This is a genomic window from Pseudarthrobacter woesei, assembly GCF_055412745.1.
In genome coordinates, this window is the sequence record NZ_JBVAYU010000001.1 from 1 (window position 1) to 19,997 (window position 19,997).

Here is a 19,997-nt window from a genome sequence, read left to right on the forward strand (position 1 = left end):
AGGGCTTCTCCGTCTTGGGCAGCACCCAGGGAGCGCGGGACATGGATTCGGCGCCGCCGACCAGCATGAGCTCGGCGTCGCCGGTGTTGATCTGCCGGGACGCGATGATCGCGGCGTCCAGGGAGGAGCCGCAGAGCCGGTTGACGGTGGTGCCGGGGATGGACACCGGGAGCCCGGCCAGGAGGGTGCCCATTCGGGCGATGTTGCGGTTTTCCTCGCCGGCGCCGTTGGCGTTGCCAAAGACCACCTCGTCGATGCGCTCGACGTCGAGCTTCGGGGCGCGCTTGACGGCTTCGCGGATCACGTGGGCGGCGAGGTCGTCCGGGCGGACGTCGGCGAGTCCGCCGCCGAACTTGCCGAACGGCGTCCGCACGGCGTCATAGAGGTAGGCCTGGTTCATGGTGCTTTGTCCATTTCTGCGTCGTCCATTGACTGGAACACCTGCTGGGCGGTCTTGAAGGCGGTGTTAGCGGCGGGGACCCCGCAGTAGATGGCGGTCTGCAGCAGGATTTCCTTGATCTCGTCCCTGCTCAAGCCGTTAGTGATGGCGGCGCGGAGGTGCATGGCCAGTTCTTCCCAGTGCCCGTGGGCCACCATCGCGGTGATGGTGACCGCGGAGCGCATCTGCCGGCTCAGGCCCGGCCGGGTCCAGATGCCGCCCCAGGCGATCCGGGTGATCATGTCCTGGAAGTCCTCGGTGAAGGAGTCCTTGTTGGCGTTGGCGCGGTCCACGTGCGCGGCGCCGAGCACTTCGCGGCGGACCACCATGCCGCCGTCGTAGATGTCCTGGCTGGTGGCGTCCGGCTGGACTGCTCCATGCCGTTCCAGGCCGGTCCGCTCGGGGCCGTCCCGTTCCGGGCCGTTCACCCGGCTGCCCCGCCGGACTCGGTCCAGGTGATGAGGCTCCGCAGCAGCCCCGCGACGTGACCGGGTGCCTCAAACGGGGCCAGGTGCGCCACGCCCTCCAGCGTCACGGCATTCGCGGTGCCGCCGCCGGCCGTGATCCCTTCGACGATCGCCGCGGCGAAGGACGGCGGGGCAACGGTGTCCAGGGCGCCCGCGACGGCCTGGGTGGGGACGCTGATCCCGCCGAGTCCGGCCCGGACGTCGAAGCCGGCGAGGGCTTCGCAGCAGAAGGCGTAGCTGAACCGGTCCGCGTCGCGCAGGCTGTGCAGGAGCCGCCCGCTGAGTTCCGGTTGGCGCTCCATGAAGCCGGGGCCGAACCAGCGCTGCGCGGAGCCCTGGATCATCACGGGAGTTCCCTGGGTGCGGACGGTTTCCGCGCGTTCCAGCCAGGCTTCGGGGGTGCCGAGCTTGGCGCCGGTGCACTGTACGGACAGGCTCTTGAGGCGTTCGCCGTGTTTGATGCCCAGCTGCAGCCCGGTGGCACCGCCGAGGGATACACCGGCGTAGTGGAACCGTGTTCCGGGGGCGATCGAATCGACCAGTTCGACGACGGCGTCGGCCAGTTCGGCGACGGTGAACGTCTCCGTCGCGGCCGGGGAGATGCCGTGGCCCGGCAGGTCCCAGGCGACGACGTCGACGTCGCTCCCGAGCAGGGCTCCGGCCTGGCTCCATAGCAGGGTGGACGTGCCCAGGGACGGGCCCACCACGAGGAGGGGTTTGTCCCCCAGTGGTCGCTGGGGCGAGAGCAGGACTGCCTTGACGGTTGGTCTAGCCATGGGAGGCTCCGTTCAGGTCGGGGGTCGGTGTCGGGGCGTGGGCTCCGGCGACAGTTCTTGTGTCGGTGACACTGACGCTGGCGCTGTAGTCCGGGTAGGACGCGAGGATGCGGCGGGAGATTTCGGCGGCCTGGCCCAGGTAGTTGGCCGGATCGAGCAGTTCCTCCAGCCGGGTATCGGAGAGCAGCTCCGTCGGGACAGCCGCGCGGAGCAGCCGCCGGTAGGTGGCGGCCAGGTCCGCGGCCGGGACCTGGAGTGTCTGGTCCACGACGGACTGCAGCCGCTGTTTGCCGCCGGCACCGTTGATTCCAACGCCGTACTTTCCAACAAGGAGCGGTGCGACGGCGGCGGTAACGGCTTCGCTGAGCAGCAGTGGCCCGGACAGTTCCAGGTTGCGCCGCATGGCCGCGGGGAAGACCTGCAGGCCTTCGGCGAGTTCGCGGAGCTGCACGGCAGCGCCGAGGCCGAGGCGCAGGAGCTGGCGGAGGGCCGGCCATTCGCTGTGCCAGGCGCCGTCCGGGCGTTCATCGTTGAAGTTGGCGGCGGCCACGTGCAGCTGGGCCGCCTGGCCGGGTGCCTGCAGGGCAGCGCTGCGGACCAGCACGGACAGCACCGGGTTCTGCTTCTGCGGCATCGCCGAGGACCCGCCCCGGCCGGCGGCGCGGGGTTCGGCAAGCTCGGCGACCTCCGGGCGGCCCAGGAACAGCACGTCGGAGGCGATCTTGCCCGCCGCGTCGGTCACAGCGGCCAGGGCGTCGCCGAGGGATGTCACCGCCAGCCGGTTCGTATGCCAGGGCGCCGGGACCGCTGCGAGGCCGAGTTCTGCGGCCAGCCGGTCGGAGAGATCAAAGGGGCTGAGGGGCCTTCCTGCGCTCAACCCCGCGGCGGCCGTTAATACGGTGCCGGCCGCGAGGGTTCCGGCCGCTCCCCCGGTCTGCACCGGGAAGTCGAGGGCCTCGAGCCGGCGCGCGGCGGCGGCAAGTCCGTGGAACCATTGGGCCGCCTTCAGCCCGAAGCTGAACGGCAGGGAGTGCTGGGTGAGGCTGCGGCCCACGCACAGGGTGTCCGCATGCTGTTCGGCAAGGGCGGCCAGGGCCGCCGTCGTTGCCTTCAGCTCGGTGAGCAGCCCGCGGACCGCATCCCGGGACAGCAGCATAAGGGCGGTGTCGAGGACATCCTGGCTGGTCAGCGAGGCGTGCACGGCCTTCGCGGCACCGATTCCCGCCGTGTCAAGGGCCTCGACCTGGCCGCGGAGATCCGCCAGCAGCGGGATCACCGGATTGGCGCCGCACTGGGCGCGCACGGCAATGTCCGCGACGTCATAGCGGCCCACCTCGGCGGCCGCGGCGACCACCGCGGCGGAGCCGGCGGGCGCAAGGGACGCGCCTTCCAGGACCGCGGTCCAGGCGGCCTCGACCCGGAGAATGGCGGCAAGGATGGCCCGGTCACCGGTCAGCGCCGCCACGAGGGGCGACGCCGACACGGGACTCAGGAGGCCAAAATCACCCTGCAGGCGTGCGTCGCCATCGGTGCCGAGGGAGGTCATTTCGAGGAACCTTCGAGGCCGTCGCCGTCAAAATCAAGGAACACGGTCTCGCCCTCGCCCTGAAGCCGGATGTCCCAGCTCAGCCCGCCGTCGGGGTCGCGGCGTGCGATCAGCGTCTTGCGGCGTTCCGGATCCAGGGAGGACAGCAGCGGATCCGCGGCCAGGGCCTCCTCGTTCTCGGGGAGGTAGATCCGGGTGAAGAGCCGGTTCATCAGGCCGCGGGCGAAGACCGCGACGGCGATGAACGGCGCGGCGCCTTCCCCGGTGGGGCCGGGGTTGACCGTGGTGAAGGTGAAAACGCCGGTGTTGCCCACAGCGCTGCGGCCGAAGCCGGTGAAGGTGTAGCCGTCGCGGACCAGGGATCCGGTCTGGTGCGGAACCTTGCCCTCGGCGTCGGCCTGCCAGATTTCCAGGATCGCGTCCGGGATCGGGTGGCCGGCGCCGTCGTACACGGTGCCCTGGAGCCGGACGGAGCCTGCGGAGCCGGGCGCCAGCAGTTCGCGGTCCTTGGTGTAGGGCAGCGCGTAGCCGTAGAACGGGCCCACCGTCTGGCCGGGTGTCGGGGTGAGTCTACTCATGGTCGTCGCCTTCCGCGCCCAGGGCTTCGTTCTCGGTCCAGGTCCGCTTGGACCCGGTCAGGACGATGTCCCAGTTGTATGCCAGGGCCCACTCGGGCCTGGTCTGCTCGTGGTTGTAGGTGGCCACGAGCCGGTCGCGGGCGTCCTGGTCCACGATCGACCGGTAGATCGGGTCCAGCGGGAAGAGCTGGTCACCGGGGAAATACATCTGGGTGACGATCCGCTGGGTGAATTCCTGCCCGAACAGGGAGAAGTGGATGTGGGCCGGGCGCCAGGCGTTGAGGTGGTTCTTCCACGGGTAGGCGCCGGGCTTGATGGTGGTGAAGCTGTAGGACCCGTCGGCGCCGGTGATGCAGCGGCCGACCCCGGTGAAGTTGGGGTCCAGCGGTGCCGGGTGCTGGTCCCGTTTGTGGATGTAGCGGCCGGCGGAGTTCGCCTGCCAGATCTCCACCAGCTGGCCGGCGACGGGACGTCCGTCGCCGTCGAGCACACGGCCCGAGACGACGATGCGTTCGCCCAGCGGTTCACCGTTGTGCGCGATGGTGAGGTCCGCTTCGAGCGCGTGCACGTCCATGTGCCCGAACGCCGGAGAGTGGAGCTCGATGGTTTCCGGGTCGGCGTGGTGCAGGTCCTTGGTGGGGTGGCGCAGGACGCTGCTGCGGTACGGCGCATAGTCCAGCCGCGGCTGGATCTCCGCCGGGCCACCGTTCCTGAGGGCCTGCGCGTAGGCCTCGCCGATGGCCCTCATCTCGGCGCTGAGGTCCGCCTGCGACTCTGCGGCGGCGTCCAGGGCAGGGACAGCACTGGCATACGTCTTCGGTGCGGCCTCCGCGGCTTCGTCGGACACGTCTTCGGTGATCGGGTCGGCATTGAAGATCTCAAGGTTAAATTCTTCAGGCACAGCAGCCTCCTTTCGTTGGGTGTTGGTGTTGCTGGGGCGGTCAGGGGTGGGGCTCAGGGGGTGGGGTTCAACTGGTGCAGGTGGTCGTACTGGACGGCGTGGCGCACCGGGGCGTTGGGCGCCCCGTAGCCGTCGTAGGATCCGCGGCGCTCCACCATCTCGAAGAACACGCTGCCGTCCGTGGCGGTGTAGAAGTGCAGGAACTCGCCGTCGGCGTCGCGGTCGTAGAGCAGGTTAAGCTCCCGGAGAGTGGCCAGGAAGGCAGGGTCCAAGCCGAACCGCGCGTCGAGGTCCTCGTAGTAGTTCGCCGGGATCCGCAGAAAATCAAGGCCCCGGGCCTTCGCGGCGCGGGCCGTCGCTACGAGGTCGTCCACCGCGAAGGCGATGTGTTCCTGGTACGTCCTGCGCCGGCCGGCGCAGGACGTACCATCCGTGCCGGTGGCGGCGCCTTCGCGCTGGATCAGCGGGGCCAGGTTCAGCACCAGGCGGACGCCGCGGTCGCGGGTGAGCATCACCTGGGACCGGACCAGCCCGGTGGGGCTGGCGACTTCCGCGTACGGCTGCGGTGCCAGTGCCAGTGCGCTGGTATAGAACAGGACGGCTTCGTCGAAGTGCTGCCAGGGTTGGGCCAGGTTGACGTGGTCGATCACGGCATTCTGCTCCGCTGCCCGGCCGGCAGCCGGGGTTGCCATTCCCTCGCCGAATTCGCGGGTCCACGCGGCAGTTCCGTCGGGGCTGCCCTGGCACAGGAAGATTTCGGTGGAGTCCGGGGCGGCGAAGCCCTGGAAAATTTCCTCGTCGGCCTGGCTCTTGCGCGGCACGGCCGGGGCTTTGAGCTGCTGGGCCCGGGCCGCGGCAATCACGGGGGAATCGACGTCGAAGCCCAGGCCGGAAATGGCGGGTGCCAAGGCGGCCTGGGTGTCGCGGGATTCCTGGGCGGAGTCCTCGTTGATGATCACGCGGGCGTGGCCCATGGTCCACAATTGCACATTCTTGGTCCGGTGGCGCCCGTTGAACGCGAACCCCAACTGGCCCAGCAGGGTTTCCAGGCCGGCGGGGTCGGCGGCCCTGACCTCGGCGAAGTTGAAGCCGGCCGGCTCGGCCACCTGCGGGAGTGTGGCCAGTTCCATCGGGTACCGGCGGCGGCCGGCACCGCGCGTACCGGCGCCGCCGGCGCCGTTTTCGGCGGCCGGCGACGCGTCAAGCCACTGGGCGCTCTGCTCCTCGAGCCAGATCAGCGACCGCATCGCATCCACGGCGGTGCGTTCGACGTCGGACTGGCGGAAGACGTCGTTGAAGACCTCAAGGGACACCGGGCCGGTGTAGCCGGCCCGGACCACGTGGCCGAGGAACTTGGCGAGTTCGAACTGCCCTTCGCCCGGAAAGACCCGGTAGTGCCGGCTCCAGGACAGCACGTCCATGGACAGCTTGGGCGCATCGGCCACCTGGACGAAGAAGATCTTCGCCGGGTTGAAGGATTCGATCGGGGCGGTGTCCCAGTCGCGGGAGAGGATGTGGAACGAGTCCAGGCAGGTGCCCAGGTTGGGGTGGTCCACCGTTTCCACGAGCCGGTGGGCGTGCTCGTAGTCGTTGACGTACTTTCCCCAGGCCAGCGCTTCGTAGGCCACCTTGACGCCGTGGTCCTGGGCGAGGGCGGCGAGGGCGGTCAGCTGTTCGGCCCGGAGTCCGTCGTCGTCAATGCTGGCGGTGGCAACGTTGGAGCAAACCAGGATGGTGTCCATACCGAGGCGGGACATCAGCCGGAACTTGGCCTCCGCCCGGCGCAGGTTGGCGGCAAGCAGTTCCCCGGGCACGCTGTCGAAGTCGCGGAACGGCTGGTACAGATCCAGGCTCAGGCCCAGGTCCGCGGCCATGGTGCGGACGTCCTCCGGGCTCAGCGGGGACGTGACGAGGTCCTGTTCGAAAATTTCAATTCCGTCGAAGCCGGCGGTGGCGCAGGCCTGCATCTTTTCCCGCAGGGTGCCGGAGAGGCAGACGGTGGCGATTCCGGTGCGCATCAGGCTGCCATCTCTTCCGCGGCGACCAGTGCCAGGAAGTGCGCCCGCATCCGGTCCGCGTCGGCCTCGCGGCCGGTGAAGATGCGGAAGGCGTCGGCGGCCTGTCCCACGGCCATCCGGCCGCCGTCGAGCACCTCGCAACCCTTGGCCCGGGCCTCGCGGACCAGTTCGGTCTCGATCGGCCGGTACACAATGTCCGCGACCCAGTGCCGGGGTGCCACAAGGGACATGTCCAGCGGTACGCCGGGGTGGGCGGCCATGCCCACCGGGGTGCAGTGCACCAGGCCGTCGGCCAGCGGCATCAGGTGCGGCAGCTCAGCCGTCGTCCGTGCGGTGACCAGCTGGTCCGGGAAGAAACCGGCAAGTTCGGCGGCGCGGGCCGCGCAGCGGGCGGGATCGGTGTCCACAAGGTCCAGTTCGCGGACGCCGGCGGTGAGTAGGGCGTAGGCGACAGCGGACCCGGCACCCCCGGCGCCCAGCTGCACCACCCGGTTCAGCTTCGCTCCCGGCAGGCCCGTGGCCAGGGCTGCGGCGAACCCCGAGAAATCGGTGTTATGGCCGATGAAGCGGCCGTCCCGGATGGTCACCGTGTTGACCGCACCGAGGCGCCGGGCGTCCGGCGTGACCTCGTCCAGGTAGTCCAGGACCAGCTGCTTGCACGGGTGGGTGATATTCAGCCCGTTGAAGCCCAGGCGGTAGGCGCCGGCCAGGAGTTCGCCGACGCTCTGGCCGGGAAGTCCCAGTTCGGTGAGGTCGATGGGGCGGTAGAGGTACCGGAGGCCCTGCACATCGCCTTCGCGCTCGTGCATCAGGGGCGTGAGGGACGGCATCACGCCATCGCCTATCAGGCCCACGAGATAGGACTCTGCTCGATTGCTCATCCGTTTAGCTCCTTTGACAACGGCACTCGGCGGGCGGGGACGCCGTTGGCGCCGGCCGCGGGCCGGGTGTTGGGGATTACCTTACCGCAATTGTTCACATGATGCACTTTTGTTCTACTAGCGAACACCGTATGAGCACTCATTGCTGGGGCAGCCGCGCGGACAGCTCTGCCGCCGCCGCCTGGAGCAGCGGAACCAGGGCCACGAGGGCCTCCACGCTCATCCTGAAGACCGGGACTGCCGTGGCCAGCGCGGCGAAGGCGTGGCCCTGGGAATTGAACACCGGGACGGCAACCGCCCGCATGCCCAACTCGTTTTCCTCGTCCATGACGGCGTAGCCACGCTTGCGGACCAGCTCGATCTCAGCCCGAAAGGCACCCCGGTCGGTGATAGAAAATTCGGTCAAAGGCTCCAGCGCGAGTTCTTCGACGAGCTGGCTGCGGGTGGCGTCGTCGGCGAAGGCCACGAGCGCCTTGCCAACGGAGGTGGTGTGCAGGGCACCCAGGTGTCCCGGGTCGCTCGTGACGCGGAAGGTCTGGGGCCCGTCCACCTTGTTGACGGTGAGGTGGTGATGTCCGTCGCGCACGGAGAGGATGGTGGCCTCCCCCGTCTCCTCCGTGACGCGCCTCAGGACGGGCAGGGCGGTGCCGGCGAATCCGTGATGGTTGGACACGCGCTGCCCGAGCTGGAAGATCCGCAGGCCCAGGTGATAGCGGCGCCCGTCCGGCTCGTAGTCCACGAAGCCGTCGCGGGTGAGGGAACCCAGCAGGCGGTAGGTGGTACTGAAGGGCAGCTCCGCCCGCCGGGACAACTCGGCGGCACTGGCACCCCTCGGCTCGTCGCCGAGCAGGACCAGCAGCCCCAGGGCCTTGCCGACCATATCCGTCCGGGAGTCCTCCCTGGCGGCTTTTGCACCGGCCTTGGTGTCAGCGTTTGCACCATCACCGTTGGGGGTTGCCCCGATGGCGGCATTCCCGGCCAGTTCTGTGTCTTGATTCACACTCATGGCTCAATGCTCTCACATGGTGAGAGCTATTTCTAGATAGTGATTATTTTTGTTGACAAGTGACCGCCCTCACAGTCATGATTGCTACATCGCACAAGTAGCTCCCACCATGTGGCTACTCGTCCGGGTCTTTCCACGAACCTTCTGCTGCCGCACACTTAAAGCCAGCGGCGGCTGAGACCTTCCTGATCCATCCGCGACAATGTCGTCACACATAAGGAACACCATGAGCCAGACACTCCCGTCTACGACGCCGGGCACTGACGCACCGGCGGGGACGCCGAAGAAGGCAGCCCTCGCCAGCTTCCTGGGCAGCGCCGTCGAGTACTACGACTTCTTTATCTTCGGATCCGCCGCCGCGCTGATCTTCCCCACGGTCTTCTTCCCCGACGCCGGCGCCAACGCGGCGATCATGTCCTTCGCGACCTTCGGCTTCGCCTACGTCGCCCGGCCGATCGGCGCCGTCATCCTGGGCCACTTCGGTGACCGGGTGGGCCGCCGGAAGGTCCTGATGTTCACGCTCCTGCTGATGGGCGCCTCCACCTTCGTGATCGGCTGCCTGCCCGACTTCAACACCATCGGCTGGTGGGCTCCGGCCCTGCTGGTGCTGGCGCGCCTCTGCCAGGGACTCTCCGCCGCCGGCGAGCAGGCCGGCGCGTCCTCCATGACCCTGGAGCACGCACCGGACAACCGCCGCGCCTTCTTCACCTCCTGGACACTCACCGGCACCCAGGGCGGCCAGATCCTTGCAGCACTCGTCTTCATCCCCGTCCTGGCCCTCCCGGACGAGATCAAGTACGGCATCGGCTGGCGAATCCCGTTCTGGCTCAGCGCCGTCGTCGTGCTTGTTGCGTTCTTCATCCGCCGCACCCTGCACGAGCCGCCGGCCTTTGAGGAAGCCCAGAAGACCGCCCAGATCTCCAAGCTCCCCGTCGCGGACCTGCTCAAGGACCACTGGCGCGATGTCCTCCGCGTCGTCGCCTGCGCGTTCATCGCCGCCGTCTCCACCGTGTTCGGCACCCTGGCCATCGCCTACGCCAAGAACGTCGCCGGCGTGGACGGCACCACCACTCTCTGGCTCGTCGTCGGAGCCAACGTCGTCGCACTCGGAACCCAGCCGCTCTTCGGCAGGCTCGCGGACCGGATCGGCCGCAAGCCGGTCTTCATCTACGGCGCCCTTGCCAGCGCCGTCCTGACGCCGGTGTTCCTGCTCAGCCTCGAGTCCGGCAGCGTCCCGCTGATGTTCCTCGCCGCAATCGGCTTCTTCTCCTTCGGCTACGCAGCCTCCAACGCGGTCTGGCCCGCCTTCTACGCCGAAATGTTCAGAACCAGGGTCCGCTTCTCCGGCCTGGCCATCGGCACCCAGCTCGGCTTCCTGATGGCAGGTTTCGCCCCGGCGATCGTCGCAGCCATGGGCGGCATCAAGCCCGGCGGCTGGGTCCAGATCAGCATCTTCACCGCCGTCATCTGCCTCATCTCGGCCGTCTCGGCCATGACCGCCAAGGAATCCTTCAAGATTCCCACCAAGGAGCTGGGCCTGAAGTAACCCGGCCGCTCCGCTCCTTCCCGGTTACTTCGGGCCGCACCACCGGAAGCCCGGTGTGTCCACAGGACACGCCGGGCTTTTCCGTGTCCCGTGCGGGCCGCGGAAAGGCAACTGGGCGGGAGCGTCGGGCGTCCGGACCTGGCCGCAACCTCCGGGTCAGTCCCCGCCGGCTCCCAGCACTGCGGCCAGATCGTAGCTGACCGGGTCCTCGAGCTGTCCGTAATTGCAGGAGAGCGGATCCCGGTCCGGCCGCCACCGCACGAACTGCGTGGTGTGGCGGAACCGCTTTCCTTCCATATGGTCGTATTTCACTTCGACGACGCGTTCCGGCCGGAGCGGGGTGAACGAGAGGTCCTTGCCACCGCTCCACCGGCTGCCCTCGGCATTGCGCGGCGTCCGCCCGCCCTCCTCCTGCCGGGCCCCCGCCCAGGGGTGCCCCTCGAAGCCGGTCACGAGCGGCTGGAGTTCCTCGAAGAGTTCCTTGCGCCGCTGCAGAGGGAAGGCACCTACGACCCCCACATTGACGAGTACGCCGACGTCGTCGTAGAGCCCCAGCAGCAGAGAGCCGATCCTGTCCGGCCCGGACGTGTGGACGCGGTACCCGGCGAGAACGCAGTCGGCAGTGCGTTCGTGCTTGATCTTGAACATCGCGCGTTTGTCCGGCTGGTACGGCCCGTCCAGCGGTTTGGCCACGATCCCGTCCAGGCCTGCCCCTTCAAACTGGCGGAACCACTGCCCGGCCGTTTCCCGGTCCTCGGTCGCTGCCGTCAGGTGGACCGGTGCGGCACTGCCGGCGAGCACCCGCTTCAGCACGGCCCGCCGCTCGGCGAAGGGACGCCCGGTGAGGTCCTCGTCGTCGAGGGCCAGCAGATCGAACGCCACAAACCTCGCCGGGGTCTGTTCCGCCAGCATCCGGACCCGGCTCGCGGCGGGGTGGATCCGTTGCTGCAGCGCGTCGAAGTCGAGCCGGTCCCCCGAGGTGCCGAGCAGGATGATCTCGCCGTCGAGCACACAGCGCGGCGGGAGGTTCGATTTCAGGGCCTCGACAAGTTCCGGGAAGTAGCGGGTAAGGGGTTTGCCGTTGCGGCTGCCGATCTCCACGTCTCCTCCGTCCCGGAAGATGATGGCCCGGAAGCCGTCCCACTTCGGCTCGAACAGCACCGCTCCCTCGGGCAGGGCACCCACGGCCTTCGCCAGCATCGGTGCGATCGGGGGCATCAGCGGCAGTCGCATAGGCCCATTGTGGCTGCCCACCCCGCCGCCCGCCAGTGGGCGCCGGGCACAGGCCCAGCGCTCCCGCCCGGTTGCCTGCCGGAAACCCGGCACGTTCGCCGGACATGCCGGGCGTTTCCGGCGGCCTGTGGGAAGGAACCGGGCAGGAGCGGTGGGGGCGCCGGCAGGGCACGCGCGTAGACGGGCGCATCGGCGCGGGCGCGCAAACCTTACCCGCCGCTTACCGGGCCGAAACGCTGCGGCAACATTGGCACCGGACACTGGAAGTGCCGGCAAAAGCAGGCACCAGCTCCAGTCCGGGAGGCCCCGCCATGTTGAAGGAAGCCAATGCCCATGTAACCCGTGTCCGAGCCCTGGACCAGCTGCACCGCGGCGACGAGATCGAGGCCCGCCTGAAGGTCGGCCCCAACTACGACGACGTTGTGATCCGCCGCGGCAGTGTCCAGGAAACCGCGCCCGGAATCGGCGTCGTCTGGATCATGGACCGGCGGTCCGGGCTGCGCAAGGCCATCAACACTGACGAGTGCACCCTCTGGCGCGTGGCCTGACGCTGTCAGCCCCCGGCGACCGACTGGATGATCAGGATCTCCTGGCCCGGCACCACTTCGGTGGCGAGCCCCTGGAGCCGGCGGATTTCATTCCCGTTGACGTATATATTCACGTAGCGCCGGACCGCCCCGGTCTCGTCCCGCAGCCGCCTCGACAACGCCGGGTAACCCCCGGTCACCGAGTCCAGCACGCTCTCCACCGTCACCGCCCCGCCGGCGGGCGCAGTCAGCATGGGCTGCCCGCCGGCGAGCGGCTGGAGCACGCTGGGCAGCAACACAGAGATATCAGTCATGGAGGCGCTCAGGCGTTCATGGCGACGCCGGGCACGGCGCCCGGCACCGGGGCGGACGCGGACGACACGGCCGCGGCGCGGACGCACAGGACGTCCGGCAGGTGCGAAGCGATCTCGGTGAAGTGTTCGCCTTCATCGGCACTGGCGTAGACGCTTCCGCCGCGCGTTCCGAAGTACACACCGGCCGGATCCGCGGCATCAACACAAGCGGCGTCGCGGAGCACGGAATTGAACTCGGAACCCGGCAGTCCGTCGTCCAGCCGCTTCCATGTCCCGCCGGCATCATCGGTCCGGTGGACCGCCAGTTTGCCGTCCGGCGGGATACGTTCGCCGTCGGCTTTGAGCGGGATCACCCAGGCCGTACCCGCCCGGCGCGGGTGTGTCAGCATCACGAAGCCGAAGTCCGCGGGCAGCCCCGCCGCGATCGATTCCCAGTGCTCGGCGTCGTCATCGCTGCGATACACGCCGTGGTGGTTTTGCGCATAGAGGCGGCCGTCGACGGCGGCGTCGGCCGCGATTTTGTGGACGCACTGGCCGAATTCCGGATTCGGATCGGGCATGAAGTAGGCGGAGATCCCCCTGTTGCGGGGCTCCCAGGAAGTGCCGCCGTCGAGCGAGCGGTAGACCCCGCCGGTACTCATGGCCACGTGCACCTTCTCGCCGGAGGGGTCGACGATGATCGAGTGCGCCGCGGCGCCGCCGTAGCCGGCACCCCACTCGGAGCGGTGCGGGTGGTCCCAGAGGCCGCGGTTGAGCTCGAAATGTTCGCCGCCGTCGGTCGATTTCCAGACCGAGATCGGCTCGCAGCCGGCCCAGACCACGCCCGGTCGGGATTCGGTATCGGGATGGATCTGCCAGACGCGCTCCAGGGCGGCATCGGTGCCCTCGGGGAAGCGGATGGCGCCCTCCTCGGGCTCAGTCCACGTTCCGCCCAGGTCATCGGAGTGGAAGACCGTGGGGCCCCAGTGCTCGGACCGGACGCCGACCAGGATCCGGATCCGGCCGCCGCGGGTGTCGATGCCGATGCTGGGGATTTCGCTCATCAAGAAATGCGGTCCGGACAGGGACCAGTCCTTGCGGTCCGGGCTGGTTGCCAGCCATAGCCCCTTCTTGGTTCCGATCGCCAGGACGTAACTCTCTGCGGTAGCCATGACCCCCATGCAACCACCCCGGCCCGAAGGCCGCAATGGTTTCTTGCATCCTGTTCGCCTGCTTGTTGGCCTGCCGGCGTGATCAGTCCACGAATTCGGACTGCGTCTCGATGAAGTCCCAGTCGGCGTCGGTCAGGACCCCGGCCACATTGTCCGGGTGGGGGCCGCCGGCCTCCGCAATGCCCTGCAGAACCGGCAGGGGAAGTTCGGCGGCGCGCAGGTTTTCCCGCAGCCACTCCTTGCTTGCCAGATCCAGATCCAGCCACCACATGAAGATTTCCACCGCGGTCACCCTTTCCTTCGTTCTCCAACGTTAGGCCGGGGCAGGCGCAGGTTCAAGAGTCGATGCCCACGCCGGATCCGGAGCATCACAGCCCGGTCAGAACCTCGGCGGTCCGCTCCAGTGCGCCGGGCACAAGTGAGTAGTAGGCCCAGGTGCCCCGCTTCTCGCGGTTCAGCAGGCCGGCGTCGACGAGGATCTTCAGGTGATGGGAGACCGTGGGCTGGCCGAGGTCAAGCGGCTCGGTGAGGTCGCAGACACAGGCCTCGCCGCCGTCGGCCCCCTTGACAATGGACAGCAGGCGCAGTCGGTTCGGGTCGGCGAGGGCCTTGAAGAGCTGGGCCTTTCCCTGCGCCTCTTCGTTGCCAAGCATCGGGGTGCCCGACGGGGTGCAGCACGCCTCTGCGGCAGTTGACTCAACAATCTGGAGTGCCGTCATACGTCCATTATGCACTCATATTGACAGGCGTCGATATAGCGGACAATACTGGGCTATATCGATAAGTATCAATTTACCGGACTGGGGACACCATGGATGTGAACACGACTCTTCCCGTTGCTGTCATCGGGGCGGGCCCCGTCGGCCTCGCCGCGGCCGCCCACCTGCTTGAGCGCGGCCTCGAACCGCTGATCCTTGAGGCCGGCCCGACGGCGGGCGCCGCAATCGACCAGTGGCGCCACATCCGGCTGTTCTCCCCGTGGCGGTTCAACCTCGACGCCGCTGCCGTGCGGCTGCTCGCCGAGACCGGCTGGGAAGCTCCGCGGCCCACGGCCCTGCCTACCGGCGGCGAGCTGATCGACGGGTACCTCACGCCCCTGGCCGCGGTTCCGGCGATCGCCGCCAGGCTGCACACCGGAGCCCGAGTGGTGGCCGTGACCCGCCTCGGGATGGACAAGACCCACTCCCGGAACCGGGACACGACCCCCTTCCTGGTCCGGGTGGAACACGCCGACGGCCGGCTCCGCGACTACGAGGCGGCCGCCGTGATTGACGCGTCCGGGACTTGGGCCGGTCGCAACCCGCTGGGCAGCTCCGGACTGCCCGCGGCAGGTGAGGCGGCCGCGGCCGGGCGGATTTCCTCGCCGCTGCCGGACGTCCTGGACCGTGACCGTCCGGCCTTCGCCGGCCGCCGCGTCCTCGTCGTCGGCGCGGGCCACTCGGCCGCCAACACCCTGATCAACCTCGCGGACCTGGCGCAGCAGGAGCCGGACACGAAAATCGTCTGGGCCGTGCGGGGCGCTTCGGCCGCCACGGTCTACGGCGGCGGCGACGCTGACGGCCTGCCCGCGCGCGGCCAGCTCGGCAGCCGGCTGCGCCGCCTGGTCGGGGCCGGCACCGTGGAGCTGCACACCGGCTTCGGGATCGCGGCCCTCACGCCGTCGTCCGCGGCCGGGGTCACTCTCGCCTCCGCCGACGGACGCACCGTGGCGGCCGACGTCGTCGTTCCCGCCACCGGCTTCCGTCCGGATCTGGACATTCTTCGCGAACTCCGACTGGAACTGGACCCCGCGGTGGAGGCGCCGCGGGAACTCGGCCCGCTGATCGACCCCGAATTCCACTCCTGCGGCACCGTCGCCCCGCACGGCGCGGCGCTGCTGGCCCATCCTGAAAAAGACTTCTACATTGTCGGCATGAAGTCCTACGGCAGGGCACCCACGTTCCTGCTCGCCACCGGTTACGAACAGGTCCGTTCCGTCACTGCCGCCCTGGCCGGGGACCACGAGGCCGCTGATACGGTCCAACTCCAACTTCCGGAGACTGGCGTCTGTTCCTCCGACGCCGGCACCAGCTGCGAGGTCCCGGCCGCCGCCCACATCATTGTCGAGACGTCCGGCGGGTGCTGTGCGGCCCCCGAACCCGTGCTCGTGGGCTTCCGCACGAACGCATGAACAGCTCCGAAGCACACCTCGCCGGCACCCCGGCCAGAAAACCCAGTGTCCTGTTTGTCTGCAGCAAAAACGGCGGCAAATCCCAGCTCGCCGCCGCCCTGATGAGGCAGCTGGCCGCGGGGGCAGTGGACGTCCACTCGGCGGGCACCAAGCCCGGAAGCGCGCTGAACGCCGAGGCGGTTGCCTCGCTTGCCGAGCTCGGCACGAGCTCGGAGACGAACACCCCAAACCGGTGACCGACGCGGTGCTGGATACCGCGGATGCCGTCGTCATCCTGGGTACCGAGGCGAATCTCGAACGGCACGGCCGCGGCCGCATCGAGGTCTGGGAGACGGATGAACCGTCGCTGCGCGGCATCAACGGCATGGAGCGCATGCGGCTGGTGCGGGACGACATCAGGGCCCGCGTCGGGGTCCTCTTCACCGAACTCACCGCCCCGGAGTCCGCCGCCCCCGGCACATCGACGTACTGAGCCGCGGCAGCCAAGGAAGTAAGGCCCTATTCAAGCCGGTGAACCGGGTCAACAATTGAATATGCCTGCAGAGAGTATCAGCGGCCCGCCGCCCCTCGTCGTCGGCGTGCTTCCGGGACAGAGCCCCCAGGTGCTGCAAACGGCCGCGGCACTGGCCGCCCATCTTGCAGCACCGCTGATCTGCGCGTACGTGGACGAGGCGAGCTACCTCGTGGAATGGGATCCGGCCCGGTCCGCGCACCGGCTTTCCCTGCACCCGGAAACGGACAACGCCGAAATCAAAGCAGCGACGCAGGAGCTGCGGTCCGCCATCGGGGCGGTCTGCGACGGCCTTGGGATCAACTGGGCCCTCCGGACCCTCGCCGGCGATCCGGCCCGGGCACTGGGCAGGCTGGCCGCGGACACCGGGGCTGCGATGATCATCGTAGGAACTCCCGAACCGGGCCTCGGACACCGGATCAGCGCCGCCCTCAACGGCTCGGTGGCCGCGTGGCTCAGCCACCACCAGGATCATCCGGTCCTGATCGTTCCGGTCCGGGCTGCGGTCCACCACCGGACAGGCCGGGGCACGTGACCGCGCGGCGTGGTCCTGCCTTTTGACCCCGCCCCGGTGAGCTTCCGTTCGGGGTGGTGAATTGGGCAAAAATACGGTGCAAAAATAAAGCGAAAGTACTTATTCGGGGTGCTGGCTTTCCTTCACTACCGGCGAGTAGGATCGATGTCGTAGGTCGATAGAGGGCCTACCCAAATGGCTGCTCCGGAGTGCGTATCCCCCAATAACGCACTCCGGAGCTCTTTAACGTCCGGACAGTTTCCCCAACCACGGCCCGGGAACACGCCCTCCGCTTGTGCCATACCCCTAGGGGGTATAGCTTGGGGTCATGAACGAGTCTGAGATCCCTGTCATGGCACCGGCAGAGGCGGAGCGCCAGCAGCACGGTTACACCTCCAACAAGGAGGCGTACTTGCGGCGGCTCAAACGGATTGAGGGCCAGGTGCGCGGCATCGCCCGGATGATCGACGAGGACAAGTACTGCATCGACATCCTCACCCAGGTCGCCGCCGTCACGAAGGCCCTGCACGCCGTGAGCCTGGGGCTGGTGGAAGAACACATCGGTCACTGCGTCGTCGGTGCGGCGTCCGAGCCTGATCCCGGGCTCCGGGCGGAAGCCATCGACTTCAAGGTCAAGGAGGCCACCGATGCAATCGGGCGCCTGCTGCGGTAGCGGCAACACCACTCACCACACGATCGGGCTGCCGAACCACCGGGAGCCCACCACCAAGGAGCAAACCATGGGCACCGTTTCCACTTCCGTCAGCGTTTCCGGCATGACCTGCGGCCACTGCGTGTCCTCTGTCAGCGAAGAGCTCGAGTCCCTCGCCGGCGTCGAGAAGGTCGACGTGGACCTCAACTCCGGCGGCATCTCCACCGTCACCATCTCCTCCACCGGGGCGCTGTCCCCCTCCGAGATCGGCGAAGCCGTTGCCGAAGCGGGCTACATGGTGGTGGCCAACGAAGCCTGAGCACCACCCCGCCACCGACCGTCGCCAGGCATGCCACAGGACAGGGAACACCGTGAGTAATGAACAACTGCTGGACCAGCCCGGAAGCCGGGTGATCGAACTCGACATCGAGGGCATGACCTGCGCCTCCTGCGTCAGCCGGGTCGAACGCAAGCTCGGAAAGCTCGATGGCGTCCAAGCCTCGGTCAACCTGCCCCTCGAGTCGGCCCACGTCACCGTCCCCGTGGACATCACGGACGAGCAGATCACGGCCACGGTGGCCGCGGCCGGCTACAAAGCCACGATCCGCACTCCCAGGCATCCAAGCCTTCCTGTAGAGCCCGGCGCCGTCAAGACGTCAGGCGGAATCCCCGGCGAGGGTGACCACACGGCGACCAACCCGGCGACCAAGCTCCGCCCGCGCCTGATCGTCGCTGCGGCGCTCACGGTGCCTGTCGTCCTGATTTCGATGCTCCCGGCCTTCCAGTTCGCCAACTGGGCCTGGGTGGCGGGCGCCCTCGCCTTGCCGGTGATCAGCTGGGCGGCTTGGCCGTTCCACCGGGCTGCGGCCGTGAACGCACGGCACTTCGCCTCCACCATGGACACGCTCGTCTCCATCGGCGTGACCGCCGCGTACGCCTTCTCCGCCTGGCAGCTCCTCGAGGACCCGCGGATGACCGACCACCCGCAGGGGATGGACAGTATGGAGGGGATGGGCTCCGGCGGGCTCTACTTCGAGGTCGCCGCCGTCGTCACCACCTTCCTGCTGCTGGGACGCTATCTGGAGGCCAACGCCAAGCAGAAAGCAGGCGATGCCCTCAGGGCCCTGCTGGACCTGGGCGCCAAGGATGCCACGGTGCTCCGGGACGGCAATGAATATATGGTCCCGGCCGGGCAGCTGACGGTGGGCGATGTGATCGTGGTCCGCCCCGGCGAGAAGATCGCCACGGACGGCGTCGTCGTCGAGGGTTCCTCCGCCGTCGATGCCTCCCTCGTGACGGGGGAATCGGTGCCCGTGGAAGTCGGCCCGGACAGCCCTGTCACGGGTGCCACCATCAACACCTCCGGGCGGCTTCTGGTCCGCGCCACCCGCGTCGGTTCCGAAACGACCCTGGCCCAGATGGGCCGGCTGGTCTCCCAGGCGCAGACCGGCAAAGCGCCGATCGCACGCCTCGCGGACCGCATCAGCGCCGTCTTCGTCCCGGTGGTCCTCATCATCGCCGCCCTCACCTTCGGCGCCTGGCTGCTCGCGGCAGGCCCTGCCATCAGCGACGCCGAGCTCCGCACGGCGTTCACGGCCGCCGTCGCCGTCCTGGTCATCGCGTGCCCCTGTGCCCTGGGCCTCGCCACCCCGGTGGGTCTCCTCACCGGGACCGGCCGGGGTGCCCAGCTCGGCATTCTGATCAAGGGCCCGCAGGTCCTCGAGGATACCCGGATGGTCGACACCATCCTGCTCGACAAGACCGGCACCGTGACCACCGGGCACCTCGCGGTGGACGGCACCGAGGCGTTCGGTTCCTTCGGTGAATCCGAGATCCTGCGCCTTGCCGGTGCCGTGGAGGCCGCTTCCGAGCATCCCATAGCCCGCGCCATAGCCGCGGCGGCGCTCTCCGCAGAATCCGGTCCGCACGACGCCGGCCGGCTTCCCGCCGTCGCCGGCTTCCGCTCCGCCCCGGGCGGCGGGGTCCAGGGCACCGTTGAGGGCCGGCTCGTGACTGCCGGCCGGACCGGCTGGCTGCAGATGAACGGAATCGCCCTAGCTCCCGGTCTGCTGGATGGGCTCCGGCGGGCCGAGGAATCCGGCGCCACCGCAATCTGGCTCGCAGTGGACGGGGAACCGGCCGGCATCGTCAGCCTGCGGGACACGCTCAAACCCGGCTCGGCCGCCGCGATCGCCCGGTTCCGGGAACTCGGGCTCCGGCCGATCCTGCTGACCGGGGACAATGCCGCGGTGGCCGCCCAGGTGGCCGACGCAGTCGGCATCAGTCCCGGGGACGTCTTCGCGGGCGTACTGCCGGAGGGCAAGGTCGACGCCGTCCGGAAGCTGCAGGCCGCCGGCGCCACCGTGGCCATGGCCGGCGACGGCGTCAACGACGCCGCAGCACTGGCGCAGGCGGACCTGGGCATCGCAATGGGCTCGGGCACCGACGTCGCGATCGAGGCTGCCGACCTCACGGTGATGGGCAACGAACTCGGGCAGGTGGCCCAGGCCATCGAGCTCTCCCGCCGGACCCTCGCGACCATCAAGACCAACCTCTTCTGGGCCTTCTTCTACAACGCCGTCGGAATCCCGGTGGCTGCCCTGGGCCTGCTCAATCCGATGATCGCCGGCGCCGCGATGGCCGCCAGTTCCGTGCTGGTGGTGGCCAACTCCCTCCGGCTGCGCAGCTTCGGAAAGTAGCCGCTCCGTTCCCAAGTGGCTCGCAGCAGGGGCCGTTTTGGGCGCCCAGAACGGCCCCTGCTGCGAGT

Annotated in this window: 21 protein-coding genes and 1 pseudogene; 8 read left to right on the forward strand and 14 right to left on the reverse strand. The window is 68.7% G+C overall.

Annotation, left to right across the window (positions count from 1 at the left end):
• From ACZYZE_RS00005 to ACZYZE_RS00045, 9 genes are all read right to left on the reverse strand, one after another.
• Nucleotides 1-400, reverse strand: a 400-nt coding sequence (locus ACZYZE_RS00005; RefSeq protein ID WP_463905550.1) for a thiolase family protein, incomplete at its 3' end; no start/stop codon positions are given.
• A complete protein-coding gene (gene pcaC / locus ACZYZE_RS00010) occupies nt 397-867 on the reverse strand; it encodes a 4-carboxymuconolactone decarboxylase (RefSeq protein WP_459319930.1) in 471 nt (156 codons plus the stop codon). The genes pcaC and ACZYZE_RS00005, both read right to left, overlap by 4 nt.
• Nucleotides 864-1,682, reverse strand: coding sequence for an alpha/beta fold hydrolase (locus tag ACZYZE_RS00015; RefSeq protein WP_459319929.1), 819 nt, complete (start codon nt 1,680-1,682; stop codon nt 864-866). Before ACZYZE_RS00015 ends, pcaC begins: the two co-directional genes overlap by 4 nt.
• Nucleotides 1,675-3,228: a lyase family protein gene (locus ACZYZE_RS00020; RefSeq protein WP_463905552.1), complete on the reverse strand. Its 1,554-nt coding sequence runs from the start codon at nt 3,226-3,228 to the stop codon at nt 1,675-1,677. The genes ACZYZE_RS00015 and ACZYZE_RS00020 overlap by 8 nt, the downstream gene beginning before the upstream one ends.
• Nucleotides 3,225-3,806 (reverse strand): protocatechuate 3,4-dioxygenase subunit alpha, encoded by a 582-nt coding sequence (pcaG, locus tag ACZYZE_RS00025; RefSeq protein WP_459319927.1) that lies wholly within the window; start codon nt 3,804-3,806, stop codon nt 3,225-3,227. The genes ACZYZE_RS00020 and pcaG overlap by 4 nt, the downstream gene beginning before the upstream one ends.
• Nucleotides 3,799-4,707, reverse strand: a complete 909-nt coding sequence (gene pcaH / locus ACZYZE_RS00030; protein WP_459319926.1) for a protocatechuate 3,4-dioxygenase subunit beta — start codon at nt 4,705-4,707, stop codon at nt 3,799-3,801. The genes pcaG and pcaH overlap by 8 nt, the downstream gene beginning before the upstream one ends.
• A gap of 53 nt (nt 4,708-4,760) precedes the next feature.
• Nucleotides 4,761-6,725, reverse strand: coding sequence for a bifunctional sugar phosphate isomerase/epimerase/4-hydroxyphenylpyruvate dioxygenase family protein (locus tag ACZYZE_RS00035; RefSeq protein WP_463905554.1), 1,965 nt, complete (start codon nt 6,723-6,725; stop codon nt 4,761-4,763).
• Nucleotides 6,725-7,606: a shikimate dehydrogenase gene (locus ACZYZE_RS00040; protein WP_463905556.1), complete on the reverse strand. Its 882-nt coding sequence runs from the start codon at nt 7,604-7,606 to the stop codon at nt 6,725-6,727. The genes ACZYZE_RS00035 and ACZYZE_RS00040 overlap by 1 nt, the downstream gene beginning before the upstream one ends.
• Nucleotides 7,607-7,745: 139 nt before the next feature.
• Nucleotides 7,746-8,486: an IclR family transcriptional regulator gene (locus ACZYZE_RS00045; RefSeq protein ID WP_459319956.1), complete on the reverse strand. Its 741-nt coding sequence runs from the start codon at nt 8,484-8,486 to the stop codon at nt 7,746-7,748.
• 352 nt (nt 8,487-8,838) lie between these two features.
• On the opposite strand from ACZYZE_RS00045, the gene ACZYZE_RS00050 reads away from it, so the two are divergent.
• On the forward strand, nt 8,839-10,158 hold the full coding sequence (locus tag ACZYZE_RS00050) for an MFS transporter (RefSeq protein ID WP_463905559.1): 1,320 nt from the start codon (nt 8,839-8,841) through the stop codon (nt 10,156-10,158).
• Between the two features lie 156 nt (nt 10,159-10,314).
• On the opposite strand, the gene ACZYZE_RS00055 is transcribed toward ACZYZE_RS00050, so the two are convergent.
• Nucleotides 10,315-11,391: an ATP-dependent DNA ligase gene (locus ACZYZE_RS00055; protein ID WP_463905561.1), complete on the reverse strand. Its 1,077-nt coding sequence runs from the start codon at nt 11,389-11,391 to the stop codon at nt 10,315-10,317.
• Between the two features lie 311 nt (nt 11,392-11,702).
• Between ACZYZE_RS00055 and ACZYZE_RS00060 the strand changes: the two genes are divergently transcribed.
• Nucleotides 11,703-11,939: a hypothetical protein gene (locus ACZYZE_RS00060; RefSeq protein ID WP_459319820.1), complete on the forward strand. Its 237-nt coding sequence runs from the start codon at nt 11,703-11,705 to the stop codon at nt 11,937-11,939.
• A gap of 5 nt (nt 11,940-11,944) precedes the next feature.
• Here ACZYZE_RS00060 and ACZYZE_RS00065 read toward each other — a convergent pair whose 3' ends face one another.
• From ACZYZE_RS00065 to ACZYZE_RS00080, 4 genes are all read right to left on the reverse strand, one after another.
• Entirely contained in the window at nt 11,945-12,232 is a 288-nt protein-coding gene (locus tag ACZYZE_RS00065; protein WP_463905563.1) for a MoaD/ThiS family protein, read from the reverse strand.
• An 8-nt stretch (nt 12,233-12,240) separates the two neighbouring features.
• Nucleotides 12,241-13,392 (reverse strand): WD40/YVTN/BNR-like repeat-containing protein, encoded by a 1,152-nt coding sequence (locus ACZYZE_RS00070; RefSeq protein WP_459319812.1) that lies wholly within the window; start codon nt 13,390-13,392, stop codon nt 12,241-12,243.
• Between the two features lie 73 nt (nt 13,393-13,465).
• On the reverse strand, nt 13,466-13,666 hold the full coding sequence (locus ACZYZE_RS00075) for a hypothetical protein (RefSeq protein WP_459319819.1): 201 nt from the start codon (nt 13,664-13,666) through the stop codon (nt 13,466-13,468).
• Nucleotides 13,667-13,751: 85 nt separating this feature from the next.
• On the reverse strand, nt 13,752-14,102 hold the full coding sequence (locus tag ACZYZE_RS00080) for an ArsR/SmtB family transcription factor (RefSeq protein WP_463905564.1): 351 nt from the start codon (nt 14,100-14,102) through the stop codon (nt 13,752-13,754).
• 92 nt (nt 14,103-14,194) lie between these two features.
• Here ACZYZE_RS00080 and ACZYZE_RS00085 point away from each other — a divergent pair, with 92 nt between their 5' ends.
• The 6 genes and pseudogenes from ACZYZE_RS00085 (at nt 14,195) to ACZYZE_RS00110 (ending at nt 19,929) form a co-directional block, all read left to right on the forward strand.
• The gene (locus ACZYZE_RS00085) at nt 14,195-15,553 is read left to right on the forward strand and encodes an FAD-dependent oxidoreductase (RefSeq protein WP_459319810.1); all 1,359 of its coding nucleotides are present in this window, start codon (nt 14,195-14,197) and stop codon (nt 15,551-15,553) included.
• A pseudogene (locus ACZYZE_RS00090) lies at nt 15,550-16,025 on the forward strand (arsenate-mycothiol transferase ArsC). The gene ACZYZE_RS00085 and the pseudogene ACZYZE_RS00090 overlap by 4 nt, the downstream one beginning before the upstream one ends.
• A gap of 61 nt (nt 16,026-16,086) precedes the next feature.
• Nucleotides 16,087-16,599, forward strand: coding sequence for a universal stress protein (locus ACZYZE_RS00095; RefSeq protein ID WP_459319809.1), 513 nt, complete (start codon nt 16,087-16,089; stop codon nt 16,597-16,599).
• Nucleotides 16,600-16,906: 307 nt separating this feature from the next.
• Nucleotides 16,907-17,251, forward strand: a complete 345-nt coding sequence (locus tag ACZYZE_RS00100; protein ID WP_459319808.1) for a metal-sensitive transcriptional regulator — start codon at nt 16,907-16,909, stop codon at nt 17,249-17,251.
• Nucleotides 17,252-17,318: 67 nt separating this feature from the next.
• Nucleotides 17,319-17,549: a heavy-metal-associated domain-containing protein gene (locus ACZYZE_RS00105; protein ID WP_459319818.1), complete on the forward strand. Its 231-nt coding sequence runs from the start codon at nt 17,319-17,321 to the stop codon at nt 17,547-17,549.
• 52 nt (nt 17,550-17,601) lie between these two features.
• On the forward strand, nt 17,602-19,929 hold the full coding sequence (locus ACZYZE_RS00110; RefSeq protein ID WP_463905566.1) for a heavy metal translocating P-type ATPase: 2,328 nt from the start codon (nt 17,602-17,604) through the stop codon (nt 19,927-19,929).
• Nucleotides 19,930-19,997: the final 68 nt, after the last annotated feature.